Annotated in this window: 19 protein-coding genes, 1 tRNA gene and 1 riboswitch; of the genes, 14 read left to right on the top strand and 6 right to left on the bottom strand. The window is 59.9% G+C overall.

The window, feature by feature from the left end; genetic code table 11:
- Positions 1–19: 19 nt before the first annotated feature.
- From cobW to cobO, 4 genes are all read right to left on the bottom strand, one after another.
- Complete coding sequence (gene cobW / locus A3OQ_RS0101940) at positions 20–1,054, bottom strand: cobalamin biosynthesis protein CobW (RefSeq protein WP_020173667.1); 1,035 nt, start codon at positions 1,052–1,054, stop codon at positions 20–22.
- Complete coding sequence (locus A3OQ_RS0101935; protein ID WP_020173666.1) at positions 1,051–1,785, bottom strand: CbtA family protein; 735 nt, start codon at positions 1,783–1,785, stop codon at positions 1,051–1,053. Before A3OQ_RS0101935 ends, cobW begins: the two co-directional genes overlap by 4 nt.
- A gap of 67 nt (positions 1,786–1,852) precedes the next feature.
- Positions 1,853–2,050: a CbtB domain-containing protein gene (locus tag A3OQ_RS0101930; protein WP_020173665.1), complete on the bottom strand. Its 198-nt coding sequence runs from the start codon at positions 2,048–2,050 to the stop codon at positions 1,853–1,855.
- Positions 2,051–2,083: 33 nt separating this feature from the next.
- Positions 2,084–2,293: riboswitch (cobalamin riboswitch) on the bottom strand.
- Positions 2,294–2,348: 55 nt separating this feature from the next.
- On the bottom strand, positions 2,349–2,960 hold the full coding sequence (gene cobO, locus A3OQ_RS0101925; RefSeq protein WP_026595390.1) for a cob(I)yrinic acid a,c-diamide adenosyltransferase: 612 nt from the start codon (positions 2,958–2,960) through the stop codon (positions 2,349–2,351).
- Positions 2,961–3,220: 260 nt separating this feature from the next.
- Here cobO and poxB point away from each other — a divergent pair, with 260 nt between their 5' ends.
- The 5 genes from poxB to A3OQ_RS0101895 all read left to right on the top strand — a co-directional run bounded on the left by poxB (position 3,221) and on the right by A3OQ_RS0101895 (position 10,471).
- Positions 3,221–4,951 carry a ubiquinone-dependent pyruvate dehydrogenase gene (gene poxB / locus A3OQ_RS0101920; protein ID WP_020173663.1) on the top strand — a complete coding sequence of 577 codons (1,731 nt, stop codon included), beginning with the start codon at positions 3,221–3,223 and terminating at the stop codon, positions 4,949–4,951.
- Between the two features lie 89 nt (positions 4,952–5,040).
- On the top strand, positions 5,041–6,414 hold the full coding sequence (fumC, locus tag A3OQ_RS0101915; RefSeq protein ID WP_026595388.1) for a class II fumarate hydratase: 1,374 nt from the start codon (positions 5,041–5,043) through the stop codon (positions 6,412–6,414).
- Between the two features lie 26 nt (positions 6,415–6,440).
- Complete coding sequence (locus tag A3OQ_RS0101910) at positions 6,441–8,084, top strand: NAD-dependent malic enzyme (RefSeq protein WP_020173661.1); 1,644 nt, start codon at positions 6,441–6,443, stop codon at positions 8,082–8,084.
- 272 nt (positions 8,085–8,356) lie between these two features.
- Positions 8,357–8,914 carry a hypothetical protein gene (locus A3OQ_RS0101900; protein WP_020173659.1) on the top strand — a complete coding sequence of 186 codons (558 nt, stop codon included), beginning with the start codon at positions 8,357–8,359 and terminating at the stop codon, positions 8,912–8,914.
- A gap of 324 nt (positions 8,915–9,238) precedes the next feature.
- The gene (locus A3OQ_RS0101895) at positions 9,239–10,471 is read left to right on the top strand and encodes a GNAT family N-acetyltransferase (RefSeq protein ID WP_020173658.1); all 1,233 of its coding nucleotides are present in this window, start codon (positions 9,239–9,241) and stop codon (positions 10,469–10,471) included.
- A gap of 237 nt (positions 10,472–10,708) precedes the next feature.
- Here the strand turns inward: A3OQ_RS0101895 and A3OQ_RS0101890 are convergent, their stop codons facing one another.
- The gene (locus A3OQ_RS0101890; protein WP_020173657.1) at positions 10,709–11,092 is read right to left on the bottom strand and encodes a DUF4267 domain-containing protein; all 384 of its coding nucleotides are present in this window, start codon (positions 11,090–11,092) and stop codon (positions 10,709–10,711) included.
- A 99-nt stretch (positions 11,093–11,191) separates the two neighbouring features.
- Between A3OQ_RS0101890 and A3OQ_RS0101885 the strand changes: the two genes are divergently transcribed.
- The 3 genes from A3OQ_RS0101885 to A3OQ_RS0101870 all read left to right on the top strand — a co-directional run bounded on the left by A3OQ_RS0101885 (position 11,192) and on the right by A3OQ_RS0101870 (position 12,907).
- The gene (locus A3OQ_RS0101885; protein WP_020173656.1) at positions 11,192–11,767 is read left to right on the top strand and encodes a TetR/AcrR family transcriptional regulator; all 576 of its coding nucleotides are present in this window, start codon (positions 11,192–11,194) and stop codon (positions 11,765–11,767) included.
- Between the two features lie 43 nt (positions 11,768–11,810).
- Positions 11,811–12,134, top strand: coding sequence for a hypothetical protein (locus A3OQ_RS24245; RefSeq protein ID WP_152428284.1), 324 nt, complete (start codon positions 11,811–11,813; stop codon positions 12,132–12,134).
- A gap of 161 nt (positions 12,135–12,295) precedes the next feature.
- Complete coding sequence (locus A3OQ_RS0101870) at positions 12,296–12,907, top strand: NIPSNAP family protein (protein ID WP_020173653.1); 612 nt, start codon at positions 12,296–12,298, stop codon at positions 12,905–12,907.
- Between the two features lie 257 nt (positions 12,908–13,164).
- Here A3OQ_RS0101870 and A3OQ_RS0101860 read toward each other — a convergent pair.
- Positions 13,165–13,239, bottom strand: a tRNA-Gly gene (locus A3OQ_RS0101860).
- Positions 13,240–13,530: 291 nt separating this feature from the next.
- On the opposite strand from A3OQ_RS0101860, the gene A3OQ_RS0101850 reads away from it, so the two are divergent.
- The 6 genes from A3OQ_RS0101850 (at position 13,531) to A3OQ_RS0101825 (ending at position 18,450) form a co-directional block, all read left to right on the top strand.
- Positions 13,531–14,442, top strand: coding sequence for a thioredoxin family protein (locus A3OQ_RS0101850; protein ID WP_020173651.1), 912 nt, complete (start codon positions 13,531–13,533; stop codon positions 14,440–14,442).
- A 104-nt stretch (positions 14,443–14,546) separates the two neighbouring features.
- Positions 14,547–15,215 carry an LON peptidase substrate-binding domain-containing protein gene (locus A3OQ_RS0101845; RefSeq protein ID WP_020173650.1) on the top strand — a complete coding sequence of 223 codons (669 nt, stop codon included), beginning with the start codon at positions 14,547–14,549 and terminating at the stop codon, positions 15,213–15,215.
- Positions 15,216–15,240: 25 nt separating this feature from the next.
- Entirely contained in the window at positions 15,241–15,468 is a 228-nt protein-coding gene (locus A3OQ_RS0101840; RefSeq protein ID WP_020173649.1) for a Trm112 family protein, read from the top strand.
- A 98-nt stretch (positions 15,469–15,566) separates the two neighbouring features.
- Positions 15,567–16,457: an acyl-CoA thioesterase II gene (gene tesB, locus A3OQ_RS0101835; protein ID WP_020173648.1), complete on the top strand. Its 891-nt coding sequence runs from the start codon at positions 15,567–15,569 to the stop codon at positions 16,455–16,457.
- Between the two features lie 120 nt (positions 16,458–16,577).
- A complete protein-coding gene (locus A3OQ_RS0101830; RefSeq protein WP_020173647.1) occupies positions 16,578–16,916 on the top strand; it encodes a P-II family nitrogen regulator in 339 nt (112 codons plus the stop codon).
- Positions 16,917–16,938: 22 nt separating this feature from the next.
- Positions 16,939–18,450, top strand: coding sequence for an ammonium transporter (locus tag A3OQ_RS0101825; protein ID WP_425280274.1), 1,512 nt, complete (start codon positions 16,939–16,941; stop codon positions 18,448–18,450).
- Positions 18,451–18,702: the final 252 nt, after the last annotated feature.

The following is an 18,702-nucleotide window of genomic DNA, read 5'->3' as shown; positions in this document are numbered from 1 at the left end:
GTCCTCATCCTCCCTGCGGTCAAGCCGCGAGCGCGCGCAAAATGGCGGCGCGATCGAGGCCCTTTTCGCCGATGACGACGAGACGGCTGCGGCGTGGCTCGCCCTGCGCCCAGGCGCGATCGAAATGCGAGCGAAAGCGCGCGCCGACACCCTGCACCAGAAGCCGCATGGGTTTGCCCATGACTTCGACAAAGCCCTTGATGCGCAAAATATCATGCGCCGCGACGATTGTCTGAAGTTGCGCCAGCAAAGCATCCGGGTCTCGCGTCGCGCCTATGTCGACGACGAAAGAATCGAAATCGTCATGGTCGTGCTCCGTCTCGGTGTCGTGATGTGAGGGACGATTGGCGAGGTCGTCTTCCGCCGCGGCCATGAGGCCGAGCAGAACCGCGGGATCGATCACGCCGTCGCGAGTCGGCACGATTTTGACCGCGCGCGGCAGGCTGGCCGTGATCTCGGCGAGGACCTTTGTCTGCGTCGCCTCGTCCAAAAGGTCGGCCTTGTTCAAGACGACGAGATCGGCGCAGAGCAATTGATCTTCGTAGACCTCTTCGAGCGGGTTGTCGTGATCGACGGCCTGATCGGCTTCGCGCTGCGCCAGCACGGCAGCGGGGTCATCGGCGAAGCGCCCGGCCGCCACGGCGGCGCCATCGACGACGGCGATGACACCATCGACCGTCAGCCGGGCTCTTACGCTCGGCCAGTCGAAAGCCTTGACCAGCGGCTTCGGCAAGGCGAGCCCGCTCGTCTCGACGATAATATGTTCGGGGCGTTTCTCATGCGAAATGAGCGCTTCGATCGCAGGCAGAAAATCATCCGCCACGGTGCAGCAGAGGCAGCCATTGGCGAGTTCGACGATATTTTCTTCCGAACAGCTTTCGATTCCGCAGGCGCGCAAAATCTCGCCATCGACGCCGATGTCGCCGAATTCATTGACGATGAGCGCGAGCCTGCGGCCCTTCGCATGTTCGAGCACATGGCGGATGAGCGTCGTCTTGCCGGCGCCGAGAAAGCCGGTGACGATCGTGACGGGAATCTTGGAGAATGTGTTCATCGGCTCGCTTCCATTTCGGCAGGCGAGCCCATGCGCATCCAGAAATATCCGACGCTGACGCCAACGATCACCCAGAGCGCGGCATGGACGACAAGCGAAGAGGCCGTGAATTGCGCCGCGAGTTCGGCAGGGGCCGTGCTGACATAATTATGCGCATGCGGCGCGCCGATCGCATGCGGCAGAAGCACGAGGACCAAGCCGCCGAGCCGCGCCCAGAGTGGCGTCGCGCGGAACATGAGATAGAGTCCGAGCGCCGTTGCGAAGGCGGTCGCGATCCACCAGATCTGCCGTGACTCAAGCGCCGCGCCGGCACTGCCCGGCAATTCCGGCGCAAGGCCCAACCCTGTCGCAAGGCCAGTCGCCGCGAAGCCGCAGGCGGCCCAGGCCAAAGCGCGCATGGGCGTGATCTCTTCGCCCGCCAGCAGCATGGCGGCGAGCAGAATCAGCGCGAAGCCGATGGCGGTGACGATGGTCGCGACGGAGGTCGAGAGAGTCCGTTCGAGCCCGTCGGCGGGCGACCATTCTTTCGGCTGGTCCTGTGCGGCATGATCGTGATGATGATCGCCGGCGCCATGATCATGTACCGCCGGTGTCGCGGCGGCTTCGGCCGCTGTTTCATAGACCTCGGCCGTCAGAATCAGCGGGACGGTGATGAAATGTTGCAGGATGGCAAGGGCCAAGCCTGCGACGAGGCCGGCCAGCAAGCCGGTCGAAAAAACGCGCTTCAACATGAGAGCCCCTCGATTTCCGGCGCATGATCTTGGTCCGAAAAGTCTGTAACTTTTCAGAATCATGCACCTAATGGCAGGGGAAGTTCATGCCGTGGCGCCAATCATGCGCCGCATTGTGAAGAAGGCTCGGATGGGCGAAGCCCATGGCGTAGACGAGCGCGCTCCCGGCGACAAAAGCCACAAGGGCGGCTTTCAAAACCTCGATACGGGCGGCGGGCGCCGCAGCGGCAAGTGTTTGATCCAGGCTTTGGTTTTGGGTGTTCATACGATCCTCCGTCCCGCCCCACCGGCAGTCTCAGGGTTATAGGGCTCGATGGCAGGTCTCCTGGCTCACGGATCGACATCGCATACGACCTTCCCAGTCTCTTAAGACCAGTGGCTTTCGTATCCGACTTCCCGTTCACAGTTGCGGGGGCAGCTACGGATTGTCCGCACCGGTCTTGGGGACCGATCCGGCCGCATTCCCTTTTCACCTTCTGAATGAAGGACCATCGTATGATCGAATTGTGGGCGCGGCGACCGCGGAAGTCAATCTTTGGGGCGGCCCGCTCCAGAGGCACGGATCAGAACTCGATTCCGGCCTGCGCCTTCACGCCTGCCTGAAAATGATGTTTGACGAGCCCCATCTCGGTCACGAGATCGGCGATGGCGAGAAGCTCCGGCTTCGCATTGCGTCCGGTGACGATGACATGCAGATCCGGCCTGCGCGTTTCGAGCGCGGCCAGGACATCGGCCAGGGCCAGATAATCGTAGCGTAGCGCGATGTTCAATTCGTCGAGAACGAGAAGCTTGATGGATGGATCGTCCATCAACTCGCGCGCCTTGGCCCAGGCTTTTTGCGCCGCGGCGACATCGCGGGCGCGGTCTTGCGTCTCCCAGGTGAAGCCCTCGCCCATCGTGTGCCAGGAAATGAGATCGGGAAAGCGCGCCAGAGCGGTACGCTCGCCGGTTTCCCAAGCGCCCTTGATGAATTGCACGATGCCGACGCGAAACCCATGTCCGAGCGCGCGCAGAACAAGGCCGAAGGCGGCCGTCGACTTGCCTTTGCCCGTACCAGTGTTGACGATCAGCAGGCCCTTTTCGGCAATCGTCTTCGACGCGACTTCGGCATCTTGCAACGCCTTGCGCTTAATCATTTTTTCTTTGTGCCTTGCGTCGGCGTCGCTGTCGGTCATCGCGTCTCGCGTGAAATCGCCGCCTGACGGCAGCCTGTTGTGCGACATCTAGCACATTTGAGGCAAAGCCGTTCCATCCCGGTGGGGCGCCGGCGCCGCAGCGGCCAGGACCGCGCGTTTCGGCCGGATCGGCTCTCAAGAACTCAAGCGCCAAAACGCAACGGCCAAAACTCAACGGCCAAGGCTTCGCATTGCCGCTCAGCGCTCTATCTCTTCCTCAGCCGCGCCCGAGCGTCGCGCGGGAGTGAAGGAGCATAAGCATGAAGACGGTTGCTGATCAATTCGCCGAGGTCCTCGCGGCCGCTGGCGTTCAGCGCATCTACGGCATCGTCGGCGATAGCCTGAACGGGTTCACCGATGCCATCCGCCGCCAAGGCAAGATTCAATGGCTGCATGTCCGGCACGAGGAAGTCGCAGCCTTCGCTGCGAGTGCCGAAGCGCATCTGACAGGCTCGCTTGCCGTCTGTGCCGGAAGCTGCGGTCCCGGCAATCTCCATCTCATCAACGGGCTCTTCGATTGTCACCGCTCCCGCGTGCCGGTGCTGGCGATCGCCGCGCATATTCCCTCCGCCGAGATCGGCTCCGGCTATTTTCAGGAAACCCATCCCGAAAACCTGTTCAAGGAATGCAGCCATTATTGCGAGCTGATCTCCAGCCCGAGTCAGATGCCCCGCGTCGTCGAAATTGCGATCCGCGAAGCCGTCGGCAAGCGCGGTGCCGCGGTCATCGTGATTCCCGGCGACGTTGCGCTTCACGAGGCGGTCGAAGCGCCCGTGCCGACCTTCGCGAGCCTGATTCCATCCGAGCCCGTGGTCGTGCCGAAAGAAGCCGATCTCAAGGCGCTCGCCAATCTCTTGAACGGGGCTGGCCGCGTGACGCTCCTTTGTGGATCTGGCTGCGCTGGCGCGCATAGCCAGCTCCTGGCTTTGGGCGAAAAGCTGAAGGCGCCGATGGTGCATGCGCTCAAGGGCAAGGAATATGTCGAATGGGACAATCCTTACGATGTCGGCATGACTGGGCTCATCGGTTTTTCATCCGGCTATTTCGCGATGAACGATTGCGACGCGCTTTTGATGCTCGGGACAGATTTTCCCTATCGCCAATTCTATCCGCAAGGCACGGCTAAGATCGCGCAAATCGACATCAGGCCGGAGCAGCTCGGCAAGCGCGCGCCGATTGATCTTGGCCTTGTCGGCGAGGTCGGCGCGACGCTCGATGCGCTCTTGCCGCTGCTCACCGAAAAGAAAGAGCGCAAACATCTCGATCAGGCGATAGGCCATTATAAAAAGGCGCGCGAAGGCCTTGATGAATTGGCCAAAGGCGTGCCGGGCAAGAGGCTTGTGCATCCGCAGCAGGTGGCAAAGGCGATCAGCGATTTTGCCAGCGTGGACGCGATCTTCACTTGCGACGTCGGCCTGCCGACGGTGTGGGCCGCGCGCTATCTCGCCATGAACGGTGCGCGGCGGCTGATCGGTTCCTTCTGGCACGGCTCCATGGCCAATGCGATGGCGCAGGCGATCGGCGCGCAAGCGACGTTTCCGAACCGGCAGGTGATCTCGCTTTCGGGGGACGGCGGCTTCGCCATGCTGATGGGCGATTTTCTGAGCCTCGCGCAGCTCGGCCTGCCGGTCAAAATCGTCGTCTTCAACAATGGCACTTTGGGCTTCGTGGAACTTGAGCAGAAATCGACGGGCTTTATCGATTTCGGCACCGGGTTCAAGAATCCTAATTTTGCCGCCATGGCGGAAGCCGCCGGCATCAAGGGCATAAGGATCGAGGATGCGGGAGAGGTCGAGCCAGGCATCAAGGCGGCGCTCGCGCATAATGGACCTGTGCTTGTCGATGCCGTTGTGAACCGGCAGGAGCTCGCGATCCCGCCGAAGATCACCGCGGAAATGGCGAAAGGCTTCACGCTCTATACACTCAAGGCGGTGATCGGCGGCAAGGTTGACGAAGTGCTTGAACTCGCGCGCACCAATCTTTGGCGTTAAAGCATTATCGCCAAAGGGCGGAGACCTTTTGGATAAGATCGTGCGCTATAAATGGTGCAGCGGGTGGCATCCGCCGGAGCGGAGGACAGATGATGGAGATTCGCAAAGAATCCGACAGTCTCGGCGAAGTCGATGTTCCGGCCGACAAGCTCTGGGGCGCGCAGACGCAGCGCTCGCTGCATTATTTCAGCATAGGCCAGGATCTTATCCCGCGCGAGATGATCACGGCCTATGCGATTTTGAAACGTGCCGCGGCGACTGCCAATCATGCGGGTGGAAGCCTCGATGCCCGCGTCTACGGTCTCATCGTCCAAGTCTGTGATGAAATCTTATCCGGCCAACATCACGATATGTTCCCGCTGCATGTCTGGATGACGGGCAGCGGCACCCAGTTCAACATGAATGTCAACGAGGTCATCTCCAACCGGTCGAGCCAGCTTGCCGGCACGCCGCTCGGCAGCAAACAGCCGGTCCATCCGAACGATCACGTGAACATGTCGCAATCGTCGAACGACACCTTTCCTTCGGCGATGTATATAGCAGCGGCCGTCGGCGTCACCGGCCGGCTCGTGCCCGCTGTCGCAGCCTTGCGCGATGCGATCGCCGTCAAGGCGAAAGAATGGAATCATATCGTCAAGATCGGGCGCACCCATATGCAGGATGCGACACCGCTCACGCTTGGCCAGGAATGGTCGGGTTATGAAGGCATGCTCGCCGACGATCTCGAACGGATCGAGGACGCGCTGAAAGGCGTCTATAAGCTGGCGCTGGGCGGCACGGCGGTCGGCACGGGCATCAATGCCGGGCCGGGCTTCGCGGCAGCGGCCGCAGCCGAGATCGCGCGCCTGACGGGCCTCCCCTTTATCACTGCGCCGAACAAATTCGCCGTGCAGGGCGCGCATGATGCGCTCGTGCAGCTTTCAGGCACTTTGAGGACGCTCGCGGTTTCGCTCTATAAAATTGCGAATGACATAAGACTGATGTCCTGTTCGGGCTATGCTGAGCTTATGATTCCGGAAAACGAACCGGGTTCCTCGATCATGCCGGGCAAGATCAACCCGACTCAGGTCGAGGCTTTGACCATGATCGCCGCCCAGGTGATGGGCAATGATGTCGCTGTCGGTTTCGGCGGCGCCGGGGGCTATCTGGAAATGAATGTCTATAAGCCGCTGATGATCGCAAACATCATGCAATCGATCATTTTGCTTGCCGATGGGACGGAAAATTTCAAAAAACATCTCATCGAAGGCGCGCAGCCGAACGAAAAGAAGATCGCGGAAAATGTGGCGCATTCGCTGATGTTGGTGACCGCGCTCGTGCCTTTGATCGGCTACGATAAGGCCGCGAAGATCGCGCATCTTGCGATGCATGACGATCTCACGCTCAAAGACGCGGCCCTGCAGCTTGGCTTCGTCAGCGAAGCGGACTTCGACCGGGTGATCGATCCGGCAAAAATGGTGTGATCTGCAAGATCGTAAAGGACAGACCTATGTCGACCCCCGTGCCATCGCTTCAAATCGCTGAAACCGGTTATGAGGTCCTGCATAATCCGCATTTGAATAAAGGCACGGCCTTTTCAGAAGCCGAGCGCCGCGCCCATCGTATCGAGGGATTGCTGCCCCCGCGCGTCTGTAGTCTCGAGCTTCAGATCGCGCGAACCCATGAAGAACTGAGCAATCTCGACAATGATCTGCAGAGATATCTGTTCCTGTCCGATCTGCAATCGCGCAACGAAACCTTGTTTTATGCGGTCTTGATGTCGGATCCGGCGACCTTCATGCCGCTCGTCTATACGCCGACCGTGGGCGAAGCCTGCCAGAAATTCGATCATATTTTTCGGGCGTCGCGCGGCATGTATCTGCCGATCAGCGCGCGCGGCCGTTTGCGCGAAATCTTGAGCAACTGGCCGCAGAAGGATGTCCGCTTTATCGTCGTTACCGATGGCGAGCGCATTTTGGGCCTCGGCGATCAGGGCGTCGGCGGCGCCGGCATTCCGATCGGTAAGCTCGCGCTTTATACGGCATGTGCCGGCGTGCCGCCGCAATATTGTTTGCCGATCACACTCGATGTCGGCACCAATAATCAGGAACTGCTCGACGATCCGCTTTATCTCGGTCTCGAACGGCATCGCGTCCGCGGCGCGGAATACGACGCCTTCATCGACGAATTCGTCGAGGCCGTGCAGGCGCTCTATCCGAAATGCTGCATCCAATGGGAGGATTTCGCCAATATCAATGCCGTGCCGATCCTGGAGCGCTACCGTGACAAGATCTGCACCTATAATGACGATATCCAGGGCACGGCGGCGGTCGCGCTCGCCGGCATTTTTGGCGCGCTGCGCATCTCGGGCCAGAAGCTCGCCGATCAGCGGTTTTTATTTCTGGGCGGCGGATCGGCCGCGACTGGAATCGCGGAGCTGATCAGCGAGGCCATGGCGCTCCAAGGCATGGATATCAAAGCGTCGCGCGCCCGCAATGCGCTTTTCGACATCAACGGGCTGATGGTGACATCGCGCACCGATCTCGCCGATTTCCAGAAGCCCTTCGCGCTGGATCATGCGCCCATCTCAAGCTTCGTCGAGGCGATCAAAGTGCTGCGTCCGACCGGCATCATCGGCGTCTCGACCGTGCCGAAACTCTTCAACCAGAAAGTGATTGAGGCCATGTCCGCGATCAACGAAAGGCCGATCATCTTTCCTTATTCAAATCCGACCTCGCGGTCCGAATGCACGGCGGACGAGGCCTATCGCTGGTCGCATGGCAAAGCGATCTTTGCGAGCGGCAGTCCTTTCCCGCCGGTTGAGATCGCGGGTCAGACCTTCGTGCCGGGCCAGGGAAACAATGTCTATATTTTCCCGGCCATGGGCATGGCTGTCTTTGCAACGGAATCCACCCGCGTGACCGAAGAGATGTTCATCGTCGCGGCCAAGGCCGTCGCGGAGCAGGTCACGGAGGATAATCTCGCCAAGGGCTTGATCTATCCGCCGCAGAGCAGGATCTTCGAGGCTTCGCTGCATGTGGCCGGGCGCGTCGCCGCCTATATTTTCGACAAGGGCCTCGCCCGCGTGCCGAAGCCAGCGGACATAGACGCCCATATTCGCAACGCCGTCTATCATCCTGTCTATCCGGCCTGAACTCTATGCAAGGCAGCGGCGATCGCCATCGGCCTCGCCGCACCGCTTGTCTTCAGCAGAAATGGCGGGCGCGTTGAACTGGCCTGTTCAGATTTGCAATATTCTTGCGCCAAGCCCACTTTCAGCGTGTAGCATTCAAGGCTAGGGCCTGACGGAGTGAGCGAGCGGCATAGATGGGAAGCAAATGGGATCATGAACAAGGACGACGGCTTAGATGACCGTTATCCGCTTCTGCCGGCCGCCGAGACTGCCCCTGAGTAAAGGGGGGCAAAATGTTGAATTTTGAGGAATTCAGGAAAGCGGCCTCCAAATCGGCTTTGAAAGCCAGACGCAAGGCCCATGAGCTGCTGCCGCAGCATGTCGCCGCCGCCTATAAGGAAGCGGAAAAAATCGCGGCTCAAAGAGCAAATGCGGAAGCCCTGCATACCTATCTCGGCGATGTGCTTTGGCAAATCGCCGAGCTTGTCAAAGCCTCATACGACGGCCGCGGCTTGCTGGTGAAGACGCATGCGCAGCCGGGCGACAAGCAATTTCGCGTCACGATCGAGGATCCGAGCCGGCCGCAAAGAGGCGTTCTGTCGCTCGGCATAGATTCGGTGCCCTTCAGCGAGAATGGCACCGAGCCCTATCAGACCCTTGCGATTACGATGCGCCATCCGGAGAGCTCGCGTTCCGAATATCGTAATCTTCTCTACATCAAGGAGGGAATGCGCACGCTGTCTGGTCCCGATCAAAGAGAACTGTGCCGGGTGGTAAATGCGCGAATCGAAATCCTGCTTTCACAAGGCCAAAAGCCCGTTTCCGGCGGCGGCGATCTGCGGCACGGATAAGCGAAGTCGAGCGCCGCATGCCGGTGGCGGCAACCGTTTTCGCCGGCTTGTAGCAACGTCGCAGGGTTTCAGCTCGATATACGGCCATTGTGCAGCGCACCTGTCATATGACAAGCCATACCTTCGCCGTGCGGTGTGGTAGAATCGTAAAAAATGATGGGGCTAATCGTTTCAACCATTGCATGAACCGCAACGGCGTAGGCATTCTTCACGCGAACGCGTGCTGATGAAGAAAACCGAGCCCAAGCGAAGTTTCTCCCGCTACCGATCTTAAGCCGCGCTCGGCGCCCTCTGCATAATGGCCGCGATCCAAGGGGGGATGCCATGTATCCATTAGCGTCGGCACGCAGTGCCCGCAACGCGGTTTCGGTTGTGCCGGCTCTGGATGCTGGCGTGGTGAGTTCGCGCGAAGTTCCAGCAGGGTCGGTCAGGATCGTCAGGCGCGACGAAATAGCGACCTTGGCTCGCTGGCCGACCGCATTTCTCGACCAGCGGAAGGATCGCCGCTTCTACGAATTGGTGGAAGACACGCTCGGCGGATTTGAATATTTTTATCTGCTCGCCGGTTCCGCCATCCAGCCCTGCTTCGTCCTCGACCAGGATCTCGCCTCCGGCGTCGGCGCCCGAATGGGGGCTTTCGTTTCGGGGGTCAGGCGGCTGTGGCCGCGCTTTCTAAAGGCGCGCACGCTGATGGTGGGCTGCGCGGCGGGCGAGGGACATCTCGACGGCAGCGCATCGACGCAGGCCGCGACCGCGACGCTGCTGGCATCGTCGCTTCGGCGCGTCGCGCGCGACGTCAATTGCGTCATGATCGTGCTTAAGGAGTTTCCCGCCTCCTACCGCAAGCCCCTGCAGGTTCTGGAGGGCGCGGGTTTCGTCCGTGCGCCCAGCATGCCGATGACGACGCTGGCCTTGGAGTTCAAGAATTTCGAAGATTACGTCGATCGGATGCTGAGCTATCAGATGCGCAGCAAATTGCGCCGCAAGCTACGAATCGCCGCGCGCGCCAAGCCCGCGATCACGATGAGCGTCGAGCATGATATCAGCGACCTGGTCGATGAGATTTATCCGCTCTATCTTGCGGTCTACGATCGCTCGCCCTTGAAGTTCGAGAAGCTGACCAACGCATTTTTGCGCGAAATTGGAAAGCGGATGCCCGACAAGGCGCGTTTCCTCATCTGGCGGCAGGGCGAGAAGATCATCGCCTTCAGCCTCTGCACCGTGCAAGGCGATGCGGTCTGCCACGATTATGTCGGCTTCGATTATAGCGTCGCCTTCGAACTCAACCTCTATTACGTGGTGTTCCGCGACATCATCGAATGGGCGATTGGCAATAGCTACAAGCGCTTCTACAGCGGCAGCCTCAACTACGATCCGAAATGGCACCTGCGGCAGTCGCTCTATCCGATCGACCTCTATGTGCGGCACACATCGGCTCCGCTGAACGCGATCCTGAAAAGGCTCATGCCTTTGTTGGAGCCAACGCACTCCGATCCGATCCTGCCGCATTTCGACAATTATCGGGAGCTGTGGGAGTCGCCCTCGCCAGCGGCGTAGAACTGACGCGGTCAGGGCGAACTCAAGATTCGGCGTGGAGCGGTCCGCGGAAACGCATGGGAGCACTATCCGTTGATTGATTAGCGGAACGCGGTGTTTCCATTGCCCTAGCCTCAGAACGACTTCGTCACTTGCTGCAGGAAACGATCAAGGCTCCAGGCGCCGAGTCTCGACCGAGCTTGATCGGATCGGTCGACATTGGGGTCGGCATCTTTCGCCCTTTTCAGTTCCTGGTTTTCAGTTGGCGCCTAGGATGAGGCACGTGCCAGTTGCGACAATGACCAGTCCCGTAAAGCCATGAATGCCCAAGGCGGCGCCTCTGCTTCCGCCCGATCGAAGGACTGTCACCATGTCGCCAAACGCGATGAGGCTCGCCACGAGCATGAATTCGCCGACCAACCGCGGCGATCCATTGGCCATGAGCAGGATGACAAAAAGGCCCGACGCGATATCTCGCGTGCCCTTCACAGAAAGCCACGCGGTAAATCCGGTCGACAGGGGAGGTGAAGCGGCGATGCCGAACCCGGCTGATGCCGTGGCGGGCGCCAACCAAAAGCGCGCGCCGAGGAACAGAATTGCGGCCGCGATCAGGCCGGAAAGCACATATGCGATTTGGATCATGAAAGACTCCTATCATCTACAGATATACTAGCGATGCTAGTATTTATGTCAACAAGAATCTAGCGTTGACATAAATTCGTGCGTCGATAGGATTTATGGATGTCAATCGCCGAACGCAAAGAGCGCCAGCGTGCGGAGCGCTATGAGCTCATCCTGGCCGCAGCGCGCGAACTGGCCGAAGCCGAGGGCTGGGACGCCGTCACCACGCGACGTCTCGCGGAGCTCATCAACTACAGCCAGCCGGTTCTCTACGGCCACTTTAAGGGCAAGGCCGACATCATGGCCGCAGTGGCCACGAGAGGATTCGAGGAACTTGCGACGCGATTGAAAATGGAAACGGCGAAGGTCACTGATGCTCCGGACGTTTTGCGCAACGTCTGTGCCGCCTATCTTGATTTTGCCCGTTCGCGATCGGTCGTTTATGAGGCGATGTTCGTCTTGCCGACAAAGATCAAATTCGCCAGCGAGGAAACGCCGCCAGCTCTCCGTGCTGCTTTCGACGAGTTGGTCGCCGCGCTTGGGCCAGATCGGCAAGAGCCGGTATTTCTGGCTGAAGTGCTGTGGAGCGCGTTGCATGGAATGGTCGTCCTCATGCAATCTGAACGTATTCCAGCCGCTGGCGCCGAGGTTCGATTGAACATTCTCGTCCAAAAATTCAGCAGCAGTGGCGTTTAACCATCTCCGCTTGCGTCGAAGCACTCGATCGATCGCGACAGCGTTGCTGACGCTAACGCATAAATCGTCACGAATTGGCGATCGTCACCGCCCTGCCGACGTGTTCGTCGCTCGTCAGTTGATCGAGGAGAAGGGGCTGGTAAGTCGCGAGCCTGACGCCAACGATGCGCGGCGGGTAAGCCTCTATCCGACGGCCCTTGCAGGTGAGAGCCGACAGCGGCTCGGCGAGGAATGGCATCGGTTATTGCGAGGAATTGAGGACGACCCTGGCAAGATCAATCACCTCACCTCGACGTTACGGCGCATCGAAAGCGAACTTGTCTCGCGTCGGCGGCGAGAGAGCGCCGGGCGGCTTGCTCGAGAATAATCACTTTTCGCTTGCGGTGCGTGTCAATAAAGGGCGCTTTCTGGCTCACATTGCGTAAGACGGATCGATGCGGCAAGCGCTCGATCATTGAGACGCAAACCGCAAAGGTCTGCCTATCGATATGCCTGCGGCTTCCCAAAACTCGTATTGGAGATACAGCCATGCGCTATGAACTTACGACGATCTCCTGCTCGCCGCTAGGCACGCCTGATGCCTCCAAACGCGCCCGTGCGTGGGTCGAAGACGCCGTTGCCGGTCAACTGCTCGGCATCTGGCATTCTGATATCGGGACAATCGGGCAGCTGATCGTACTCCGCGCGTTCGAAAACAATGACGACCTGGCGAGCGAGCGGGAGCGAGCGTTGTTGAGCGCAGACCCATTCGGCAGCGCCAGCGGCGTTACGCCGATCCGGATGGAGAGCTTCGCGCCATTTCCATTTCTGCCGCCCGTGGTTGGGCGCGACTATGGCGGCACCTTTGAGTTTCGGACCTATTTTCAGAAACCCGGTGGCCTGCCCGGTACGCTGGCCGGCTGGCGCGACGCGATCCAACCAGCGCAGGCGTACACCGACCACCTGGTCGTCAACATGTACGCGCTCGATGGCGAACCGCGCATCACCCATATCTGGGGCTTCGATAGTGTGGCTCAGCGCGACAAGCTTCGGGGCGAGCACTACGCAGCCGGTCTTTGGCCGCCCCGGGGTGGTCCCGAGCGGATCGCAAGCGCTACCTCGATGATCGCAAGATCTGAACCGGGGTTAGCAATCGTGTAGAGGCGTGGAAGCTACTAAAGTGGCCTTTGCAAATGGGAATCGTCAGCTGGGCAGCGACAGTTATTCGCTCATCACCAAGGCGTTGAACGCCCGCTTGGCACAGATCGAGGGACAAAACCTCGCCGGTAAATCCGGAGCGCTCGCATGACCACTTCAAAGCGCCTCCATTTTTTTGATAGTCAGAATGTAAGTACCAAAAGCGAAGGGCCGCCTCGTGGCGGCCCTGTCATAACGCTCTAATTTCCTGGTGGGAAATTTGGAGCGGGCGAAGGGATTCGAACCCTCGACCCCAACCTTGGCAAGGTTGTGCTCTACCCCTGAGCTACACCCGCATCCTGAACGGCGCCGAGGCACCGTCACTTGGAGGTTATATGCCGTAAAGCGGCGATGATTGCAAATGAGGAATATTTGCCCGTGGGAGGTCGCCCTTGCCGGCAAAGAGATGCGATTTTCGCGGCGAAATCGCATCTTGGCACCTCGCAGAACTGCCGTTTGATGCGTTTGCCTCACGATCAAATTCGCGAAAACTCATCCAGCGGAGAGATCTTTTCATTCGGAAAGCTTGCGCTTTTCCCAAAAAGCGGCTCTCAGACAACGGCAAAATCGGTTGAGAGGAGGGCCAGATGGCCGGCAATCAGGGGCAGCCGCAAACGGTGGGCGGCACGGCTGCGAATGCGTTGATCAAAGACACGGAAACTGCGAGTTTCGGGCCGGATGTCATCGCCGAATCGCAAATCCAGCCGGTCCTCGTCGATTTCTGGGCACCCTCGTGCGAGCCTTGCAAGCAGCTGACCCCCATTCTTGAGAAAGTGGTCAAATCGGCCAAGGGGAAAGTCAAGCTCGTCAAAATGAATATCGACGAACATCCGCAGATTCCCGACCGTCTCGGCGTGCGCTCGATCCCGGCGGTCATCGCGTTTCAAAAGGCGCAGCCGATCGACGGCTTCATGGGCGCGCTTCCGGAAAGCCAGATCCGCGGCTTTATCGAGCGGCTTGTCGGGCCGATCGAAGCCAGCGAGGATTTCCTGCCGCAAGCCGAAGAGCTGCTGGCAGGCGGCGACCCGACTGGGGCGGCTGAAATCTTTGCCGGCATTTTGAAGGACGATCCGAGCGAGTTCAAAGCGCTCGGCGGTCTTATCCGGTCCTTTGTCGCGGCCGGCGAAATCGAAAGCGCGCGGCGGATTCTGAGTTCGGTTCCGGCGGCGGGCGAGCGCGATCTGGCGATCGTCGCGGCGAAAGCCGCGGTCGAACTTGCCGAACAGGCGGCCCAGGTCGGCGACCTCGCCGCCCTCATGAAGGCGATCGAAGCCGATCCGGATAATCATGAGGCCCGCTTCGAGCTTGCGATTGCGCTCAATGCGCAAGGCGAACGCGATGCGGCAGCGGATCAGCTTCTCGAAATCATCCGCCGCGACCGCACCTGGAACGATGACGGCGCGCGCAAGCAATTGCTGCAATTTTTCGACGCCTGGAACCTGATGGACCCGGCGACGCTCACGGCAAGGCGCAAATTGTCATCGCTCTTGTTTTCCTGATACGGTGGAAGCAGAAAAAAGCCTGTAACCGCTCTGGCCGCGGCCGATTGGCTGCTGCCCTAATTGACATGCGGTGCCGGTAAATCCGCTGGGACACCAAGATCATGACGATGAATGAAATGTATCACGGTCCCGGCGAGCTGCCGCATGTCTTGCCGGTCTTTCCGCTGACCGGCGTCCTGCTTCTGCCGCGCGGCCAATTGCCGCTCAATATTTTCGAAAAGCGCTATCTTGCCATGGTCGATGATGCCATGCGCAGCCATCGCATCATCGGGATGATCCAGCCCGACCCGGAACTGCGCAAATCGGGTTCGATCCCGGCGCTGTTTTCAGTGGGTTGTGCCGGTCGCATCACGCAAATCGCCGAAACGGGAGATGGGCGCTATCACCTGACCTTGACCGGCATCGCGCGGTTCAGGATCGTGAAGGAAGCCGACGTCGAGACGCTCTATCGGCAATGCGAGGTGGATTTCGGTCCCTTCGTCAGGGATTTCGATGCCCATCAAGGCGAAAACCAGGTCGATCGCGAAGGGGTGATCCGCACTTTGCGCGAATTCGCCGAGACGAATAATCTTCAAATCGATTGGAACAGTATCAGCGAAGTGCCGAATGAGGCGCTCGTCAATGCGCTGTCCATGATGAGCCCTTTCGGGCCAAAAGAAAAACAGGCGCTTCTCGAAGCCAACGATCTCAAAGGACGCGCCGAAGTGCTTGTGGCGATCACCGAGTTCGAGCTTGCGAGGGGCAAGAGCGAAAACATGCGTCTGCAATGAAGCGCGCCTTATACCGGAGACTGTGATGACGGAGCAGAATCAGGATAAGCCGCAGACGGCGCCTCTCGCGGCGGAGCCGTCGAAGATCGATCCCCGGCTTCTGGAAATTCTCGTCTGCCCTTTGACCAAGACCACGCTAGAATATGATGCCGCGGCGCAAGAACTGATCTCCCGCGCGGCGAAACTGGCCTATCCGATCCGCGACGGCATTCCGATCATGCTGCCCGACGAAGCGCGGCCGATCGATGAATAGCATCCGACCCAAAAGTGGGTCCGGTTTTGGGAGAATCGGATGCGTAAACAAAATGAAAAAAGCATCCGACCCAAAAGTGCCGGCTGTTTTGGATCGTAATGACCGCGCAGCTTGACGATCTTCTCAAATGTCTCGACCTCGAACCGGCTGGCATCGGCGCCTATACGGGCCATTGCCTGAATGCGGGCTGGCGTCGGGTATTCGGCGGCCTTGTGGTCGCCCAGGCGCTTGTCGCGGCGCAGCGGACGGTCGATGCCTGGCTGCCGCATTCGCTGCACGGCTATTTCATCCTGCCGGGCGATCCGGCCCTGCCGATTCTCTATGAAGTCGATACGCTGCGCGACGGCCAGAGCTTCGCCACGCGCCGCTGCAATGCATTGCAAAACGGCCGCGCGATTTTCTCGCTGATCGCGTCTTTTCAGAAAGACGAGCCCGGCCTCGACCATCAGCTGCCCATGCCCGAGGTCGCCCAGCCGGACACGCTTTTGAGCGAGGCGGAGATCGAAGCCCGCTACGCCCATCTCCTGCCGGCCGCCGTTCGCCAATGGTTCGATGCCAATAAGCATCCGATCGAGACGCGGTTTATCGATCTCGCCCGGTTCCTCGACAGGAAAGCCCGGCCGCCGGTGCAATATGTCTGGTTCCGCGCGGCGGGGCCGTTGCCGGACGATCCCGCCATCCACCGTGCGCTGCTGGCTTATATGTCGGATCTGACCCTGCTCGATACGGCGCTTGTCGCGCATGGCCGGACGATCTTCGATGCCGACCTTCAGGTCGCGAGCCTCGATCATGCGCTTTGGTTTCACAGGCCGTTTCGCGCTGACGACTGGCTGCTCTATGCGCAAGACAGTCCCAATTCCTCCGGCGCGCGCGGGCTGACGCGCGGGCTTATCTATGCCCGGGACGGGAGGCTGGTCGCCTCCGTCGCGCAGGAAGGCCTGATCCGCCAAAGCGCAAAGGGGGCCGAAAGCCATATAAAGCACGTATAATTCAGCCCAAAGGCCGGGTAACATCGATTGCGGTGGGCGCGCGGCCTTGGTAGCAAGATGCGGGAGCACTGCTGGGCACATGGTGGCCGCCACTGAAAAAGACGCAGGTGGGGAAAAGACATGAAAATTGTGATGGCGATCATCAAGCCGTTCAAATTGGATGAGGTGCGCGATGCTCTGACGACGCTGGGCGTGCATGGCATGACGGTGACCGAGGTCAAGGGCTATGGCCGGCAGAAGGGTCACACCGAGATCTACCGCGGTGCGGAATATGCCGTCAGCTTTCTGCCCAAGTTGAAAGTCGAGGTTGCGGTCGCTCCGGAACTCCTCGAACGGACGATCGAGGCCATCATCGCCGCCGCGCGCACCGGCCAAATCGGCGATGGCAAGATTTTTGTCAGCAATCTCGATCAGGCCGTCCGGATCCGCACGGGAGAGCGGGATCTCGACGCGCTATGAACTTTGACGGGGGGATTTGGTCATGAATTTCAGTATGCCTTGCAAGACCGGGCCACGCGCCGCCGGTCTTAGCGCCACCGGTCTTAGCGCGGTTCTTGGGCTTTTACTGATGGTGGCGGCGACGGGCCTCGCAGAAGCGCAACCGGCCGCTCTCGTCCCCAATAAGGGCGACACGGCCTGGATGCTGACATCGACCGCCCTCGTCCTCATGATGTCCGTCCCCGGACTTGCGCTATTTTATGGCGGTCTTGTCCGCAGCAAGAACATGCTCTCGGTTCTATCCCAGATCTTCATGATCGTCGCGCTCGTGTCGATCATCTGGGTCGTCTACGGCTATTCGCTCGCCTTCACGAATGGCGGGGCTCTGAATAATTTCGTCGGCGGCTTCGACAAGGTCTTCCTGAAGGGCATCACGCCCGACTCGACCTCAGCCACTTTCTCGAACGGCGTCGTCATCCCGGAATATGTCTATATGGCCTTCCAGATGACCTTCGCCTGCATCACGCCGGCCTTGATCGTCGGCGCCTTCGCCGAGCGGATGAAATTCTCGGCGGTCCTCCTTTTCATGGTCCTTTGGGTCACGTTCATCTATTTCCCGATCGCACATAGCGTCTGGTATTGGGCGGGTCCAGACGATATTGCCGCGGCGGCGAAAGCTCTGGCCGAGGCCTCGGGCGAGGCAGCCAAGGCCGCGGCTCAGGCAAAACTCGACGCAGTCACGGCCAATGCGGGCTATTTCAACCAGATAGGCGCGCTCGATTTCGCTGGCGGAACGGTCGTCCATATCAATGCCGGCATCGCCGGTCTCGTGGGCGCTTTGATGCTCGGCAAGCGGATCGGCTATCCGCAGCAGCATATGCCGCCGCATTCGCTGACCATGACGATGATCGGCGCCTCGCTGCTGTGGGTCGGCTGGTTCGGTTTCAATGCCGGTTCGAACTTGGAGGCGAATGGGGTGACCGCGCTCGCCTTCGTGAATACATTCGTTGCGACGTCTGCCGCGGCGCTTTCCTGGCTCTTCGTCGCATGGGCCTTTGAAGGCAAGCCATCGCTGCTCGGCCTTGTGTCGGGTGCCGTCGCCGGCCTCGTCGCGATCACGCCCGCCTCCGGCTATGCCGGGCCGATGGGATCGATCGTGCTCGGTCTCATCGCCGGGGCGGTCTGCTTCATCTTTGTTGCCAAGATCAAACCGAAGGTCGGCTATGACGACTCGCTCGATGTGTTCGGCGTGCATTGCATCGGCGGAATCATCGGCGCGATCGGAACCGGTATTCTGGTTGCGCCCTATCTCGGCGGCGTCGGCCTGACCGACTATACGCTGAAACCCGGCGAGGCTTCGCCCGGCGACTATGTGATGGCGACGCAGGTCCTGACGCAGGTGAAGACTGTGGTCTTCACGCTTCTCTGGTCGGGCATAGGTTCGGCGATCATCTATAAGGTCGTGGATCTCGTGATCGGCTTGCGCGTCGCGCCGGAAGTCGAGCAGGAAGGCCTCGACGTCGCCGAGCAGGGCGAGCAGGCCTATAATATGTGAGACGCAGCAAATCCTTCCCCACCCAACTCGGGCTTGCCCGAGTTGGGCTTTGAAATGCGCAAACCGGCTATAAGCCGGTTTGCGATGGGGAAGGTGCCGAGCGTAACGCGGCGGCTTGGGATACCACCCGACCCCGTCGGCCACAGCCCCGTTGCTTGCGACGGGCGTCGCCCTCCCCTCAGGGCGAGGATCTCGCCTCCCAGGCGCGAGGATTGGTACAGCGCCTTTTCCTTAAGGTTAAATCGCCTTTAA

This window comes from Methyloferula stellata AR4, assembly GCF_000385335.1.
In the GTDB taxonomy this organism is placed as follows: Bacteria; Pseudomonadota; Alphaproteobacteria; order Rhizobiales; family Beijerinckiaceae; genus Methyloferula; species Methyloferula stellata.
The sequence above is the reverse complement of the archived record's forward strand: the minus strand, read 5'-3'. Positions and strand labels throughout refer to the sequence as shown.

Coding starts and splice junctions, on each gene's coding strand:
- cobW (WP_020173667.1), bottom strand. CDS start 1,054: ATGAACACATTCTCCAAGATTCCCGTCACGATCGTCACCGGCTTTCTC.
- A3OQ_RS0101935 (WP_020173666.1), bottom strand. CDS start 1,785: ATGTTGAAGCGCGTTTTTTCGACCGGCTTGCTGGCCGGCCTCGTCGCA.
- A3OQ_RS0101930 (WP_020173665.1), bottom strand. CDS start 2,050: ATGAACACCCAAAACCAAAGCCTGGATCAAACACTTGCCGCTGCGGCG.
- cobO (WP_026595390.1), bottom strand. CDS start 2,960: ATGACCGACAGCGACGCCGACGCAAGGCACAAAGAAAAAATGATTAAG.
- poxB (WP_020173663.1), top strand. CDS start 3,221: ATGAAGACGGTTGCTGATCAATTCGCCGAGGTCCTCGCGGCCGCTGGC.
- fumC (WP_026595388.1), top strand. CDS start 5,041: ATGATGGAGATTCGCAAAGAATCCGACAGTCTCGGCGAAGTCGATGTT.
- A3OQ_RS0101910 (WP_020173661.1), top strand. CDS start 6,441: ATGTCGACCCCCGTGCCATCGCTTCAAATCGCTGAAACCGGTTATGAG.
- A3OQ_RS0101900 (WP_020173659.1), top strand. CDS start 8,357: ATGTTGAATTTTGAGGAATTCAGGAAAGCGGCCTCCAAATCGGCTTTG.
- A3OQ_RS0101895 (WP_020173658.1), top strand. CDS start 9,239: ATGTATCCATTAGCGTCGGCACGCAGTGCCCGCAACGCGGTTTCGGTT.
- A3OQ_RS0101890 (WP_020173657.1), bottom strand. CDS start 11,092: ATGATCCAAATCGCATATGTGCTTTCCGGCCTGATCGCGGCCGCAATT.
- A3OQ_RS0101885 (WP_020173656.1), top strand. CDS start 11,192: ATGTCAATCGCCGAACGCAAAGAGCGCCAGCGTGCGGAGCGCTATGAG.
- A3OQ_RS0101870 (WP_020173653.1), top strand. CDS start 12,296: ATGCGCTATGAACTTACGACGATCTCCTGCTCGCCGCTAGGCACGCCT.
- A3OQ_RS0101850 (WP_020173651.1), top strand. CDS start 13,531: ATGGCCGGCAATCAGGGGCAGCCGCAAACGGTGGGCGGCACGGCTGCG.
- A3OQ_RS0101845 (WP_020173650.1), top strand. CDS start 14,547: ATGACGATGAATGAAATGTATCACGGTCCCGGCGAGCTGCCGCATGTC.
- A3OQ_RS0101840 (WP_020173649.1), top strand. CDS start 15,241: ATGACGGAGCAGAATCAGGATAAGCCGCAGACGGCGCCTCTCGCGGCG.
- tesB (WP_020173648.1), top strand. CDS start 15,567: ATGACCGCGCAGCTTGACGATCTTCTCAAATGTCTCGACCTCGAACCG.
- A3OQ_RS0101830 (WP_020173647.1), top strand. CDS start 16,578: ATGAAAATTGTGATGGCGATCATCAAGCCGTTCAAATTGGATGAGGTG.
- A3OQ_RS0101825 (WP_425280274.1), top strand. CDS start 16,939: ATGAATTTCAGTATGCCTTGCAAGACCGGGCCACGCGCCGCCGGTCTT.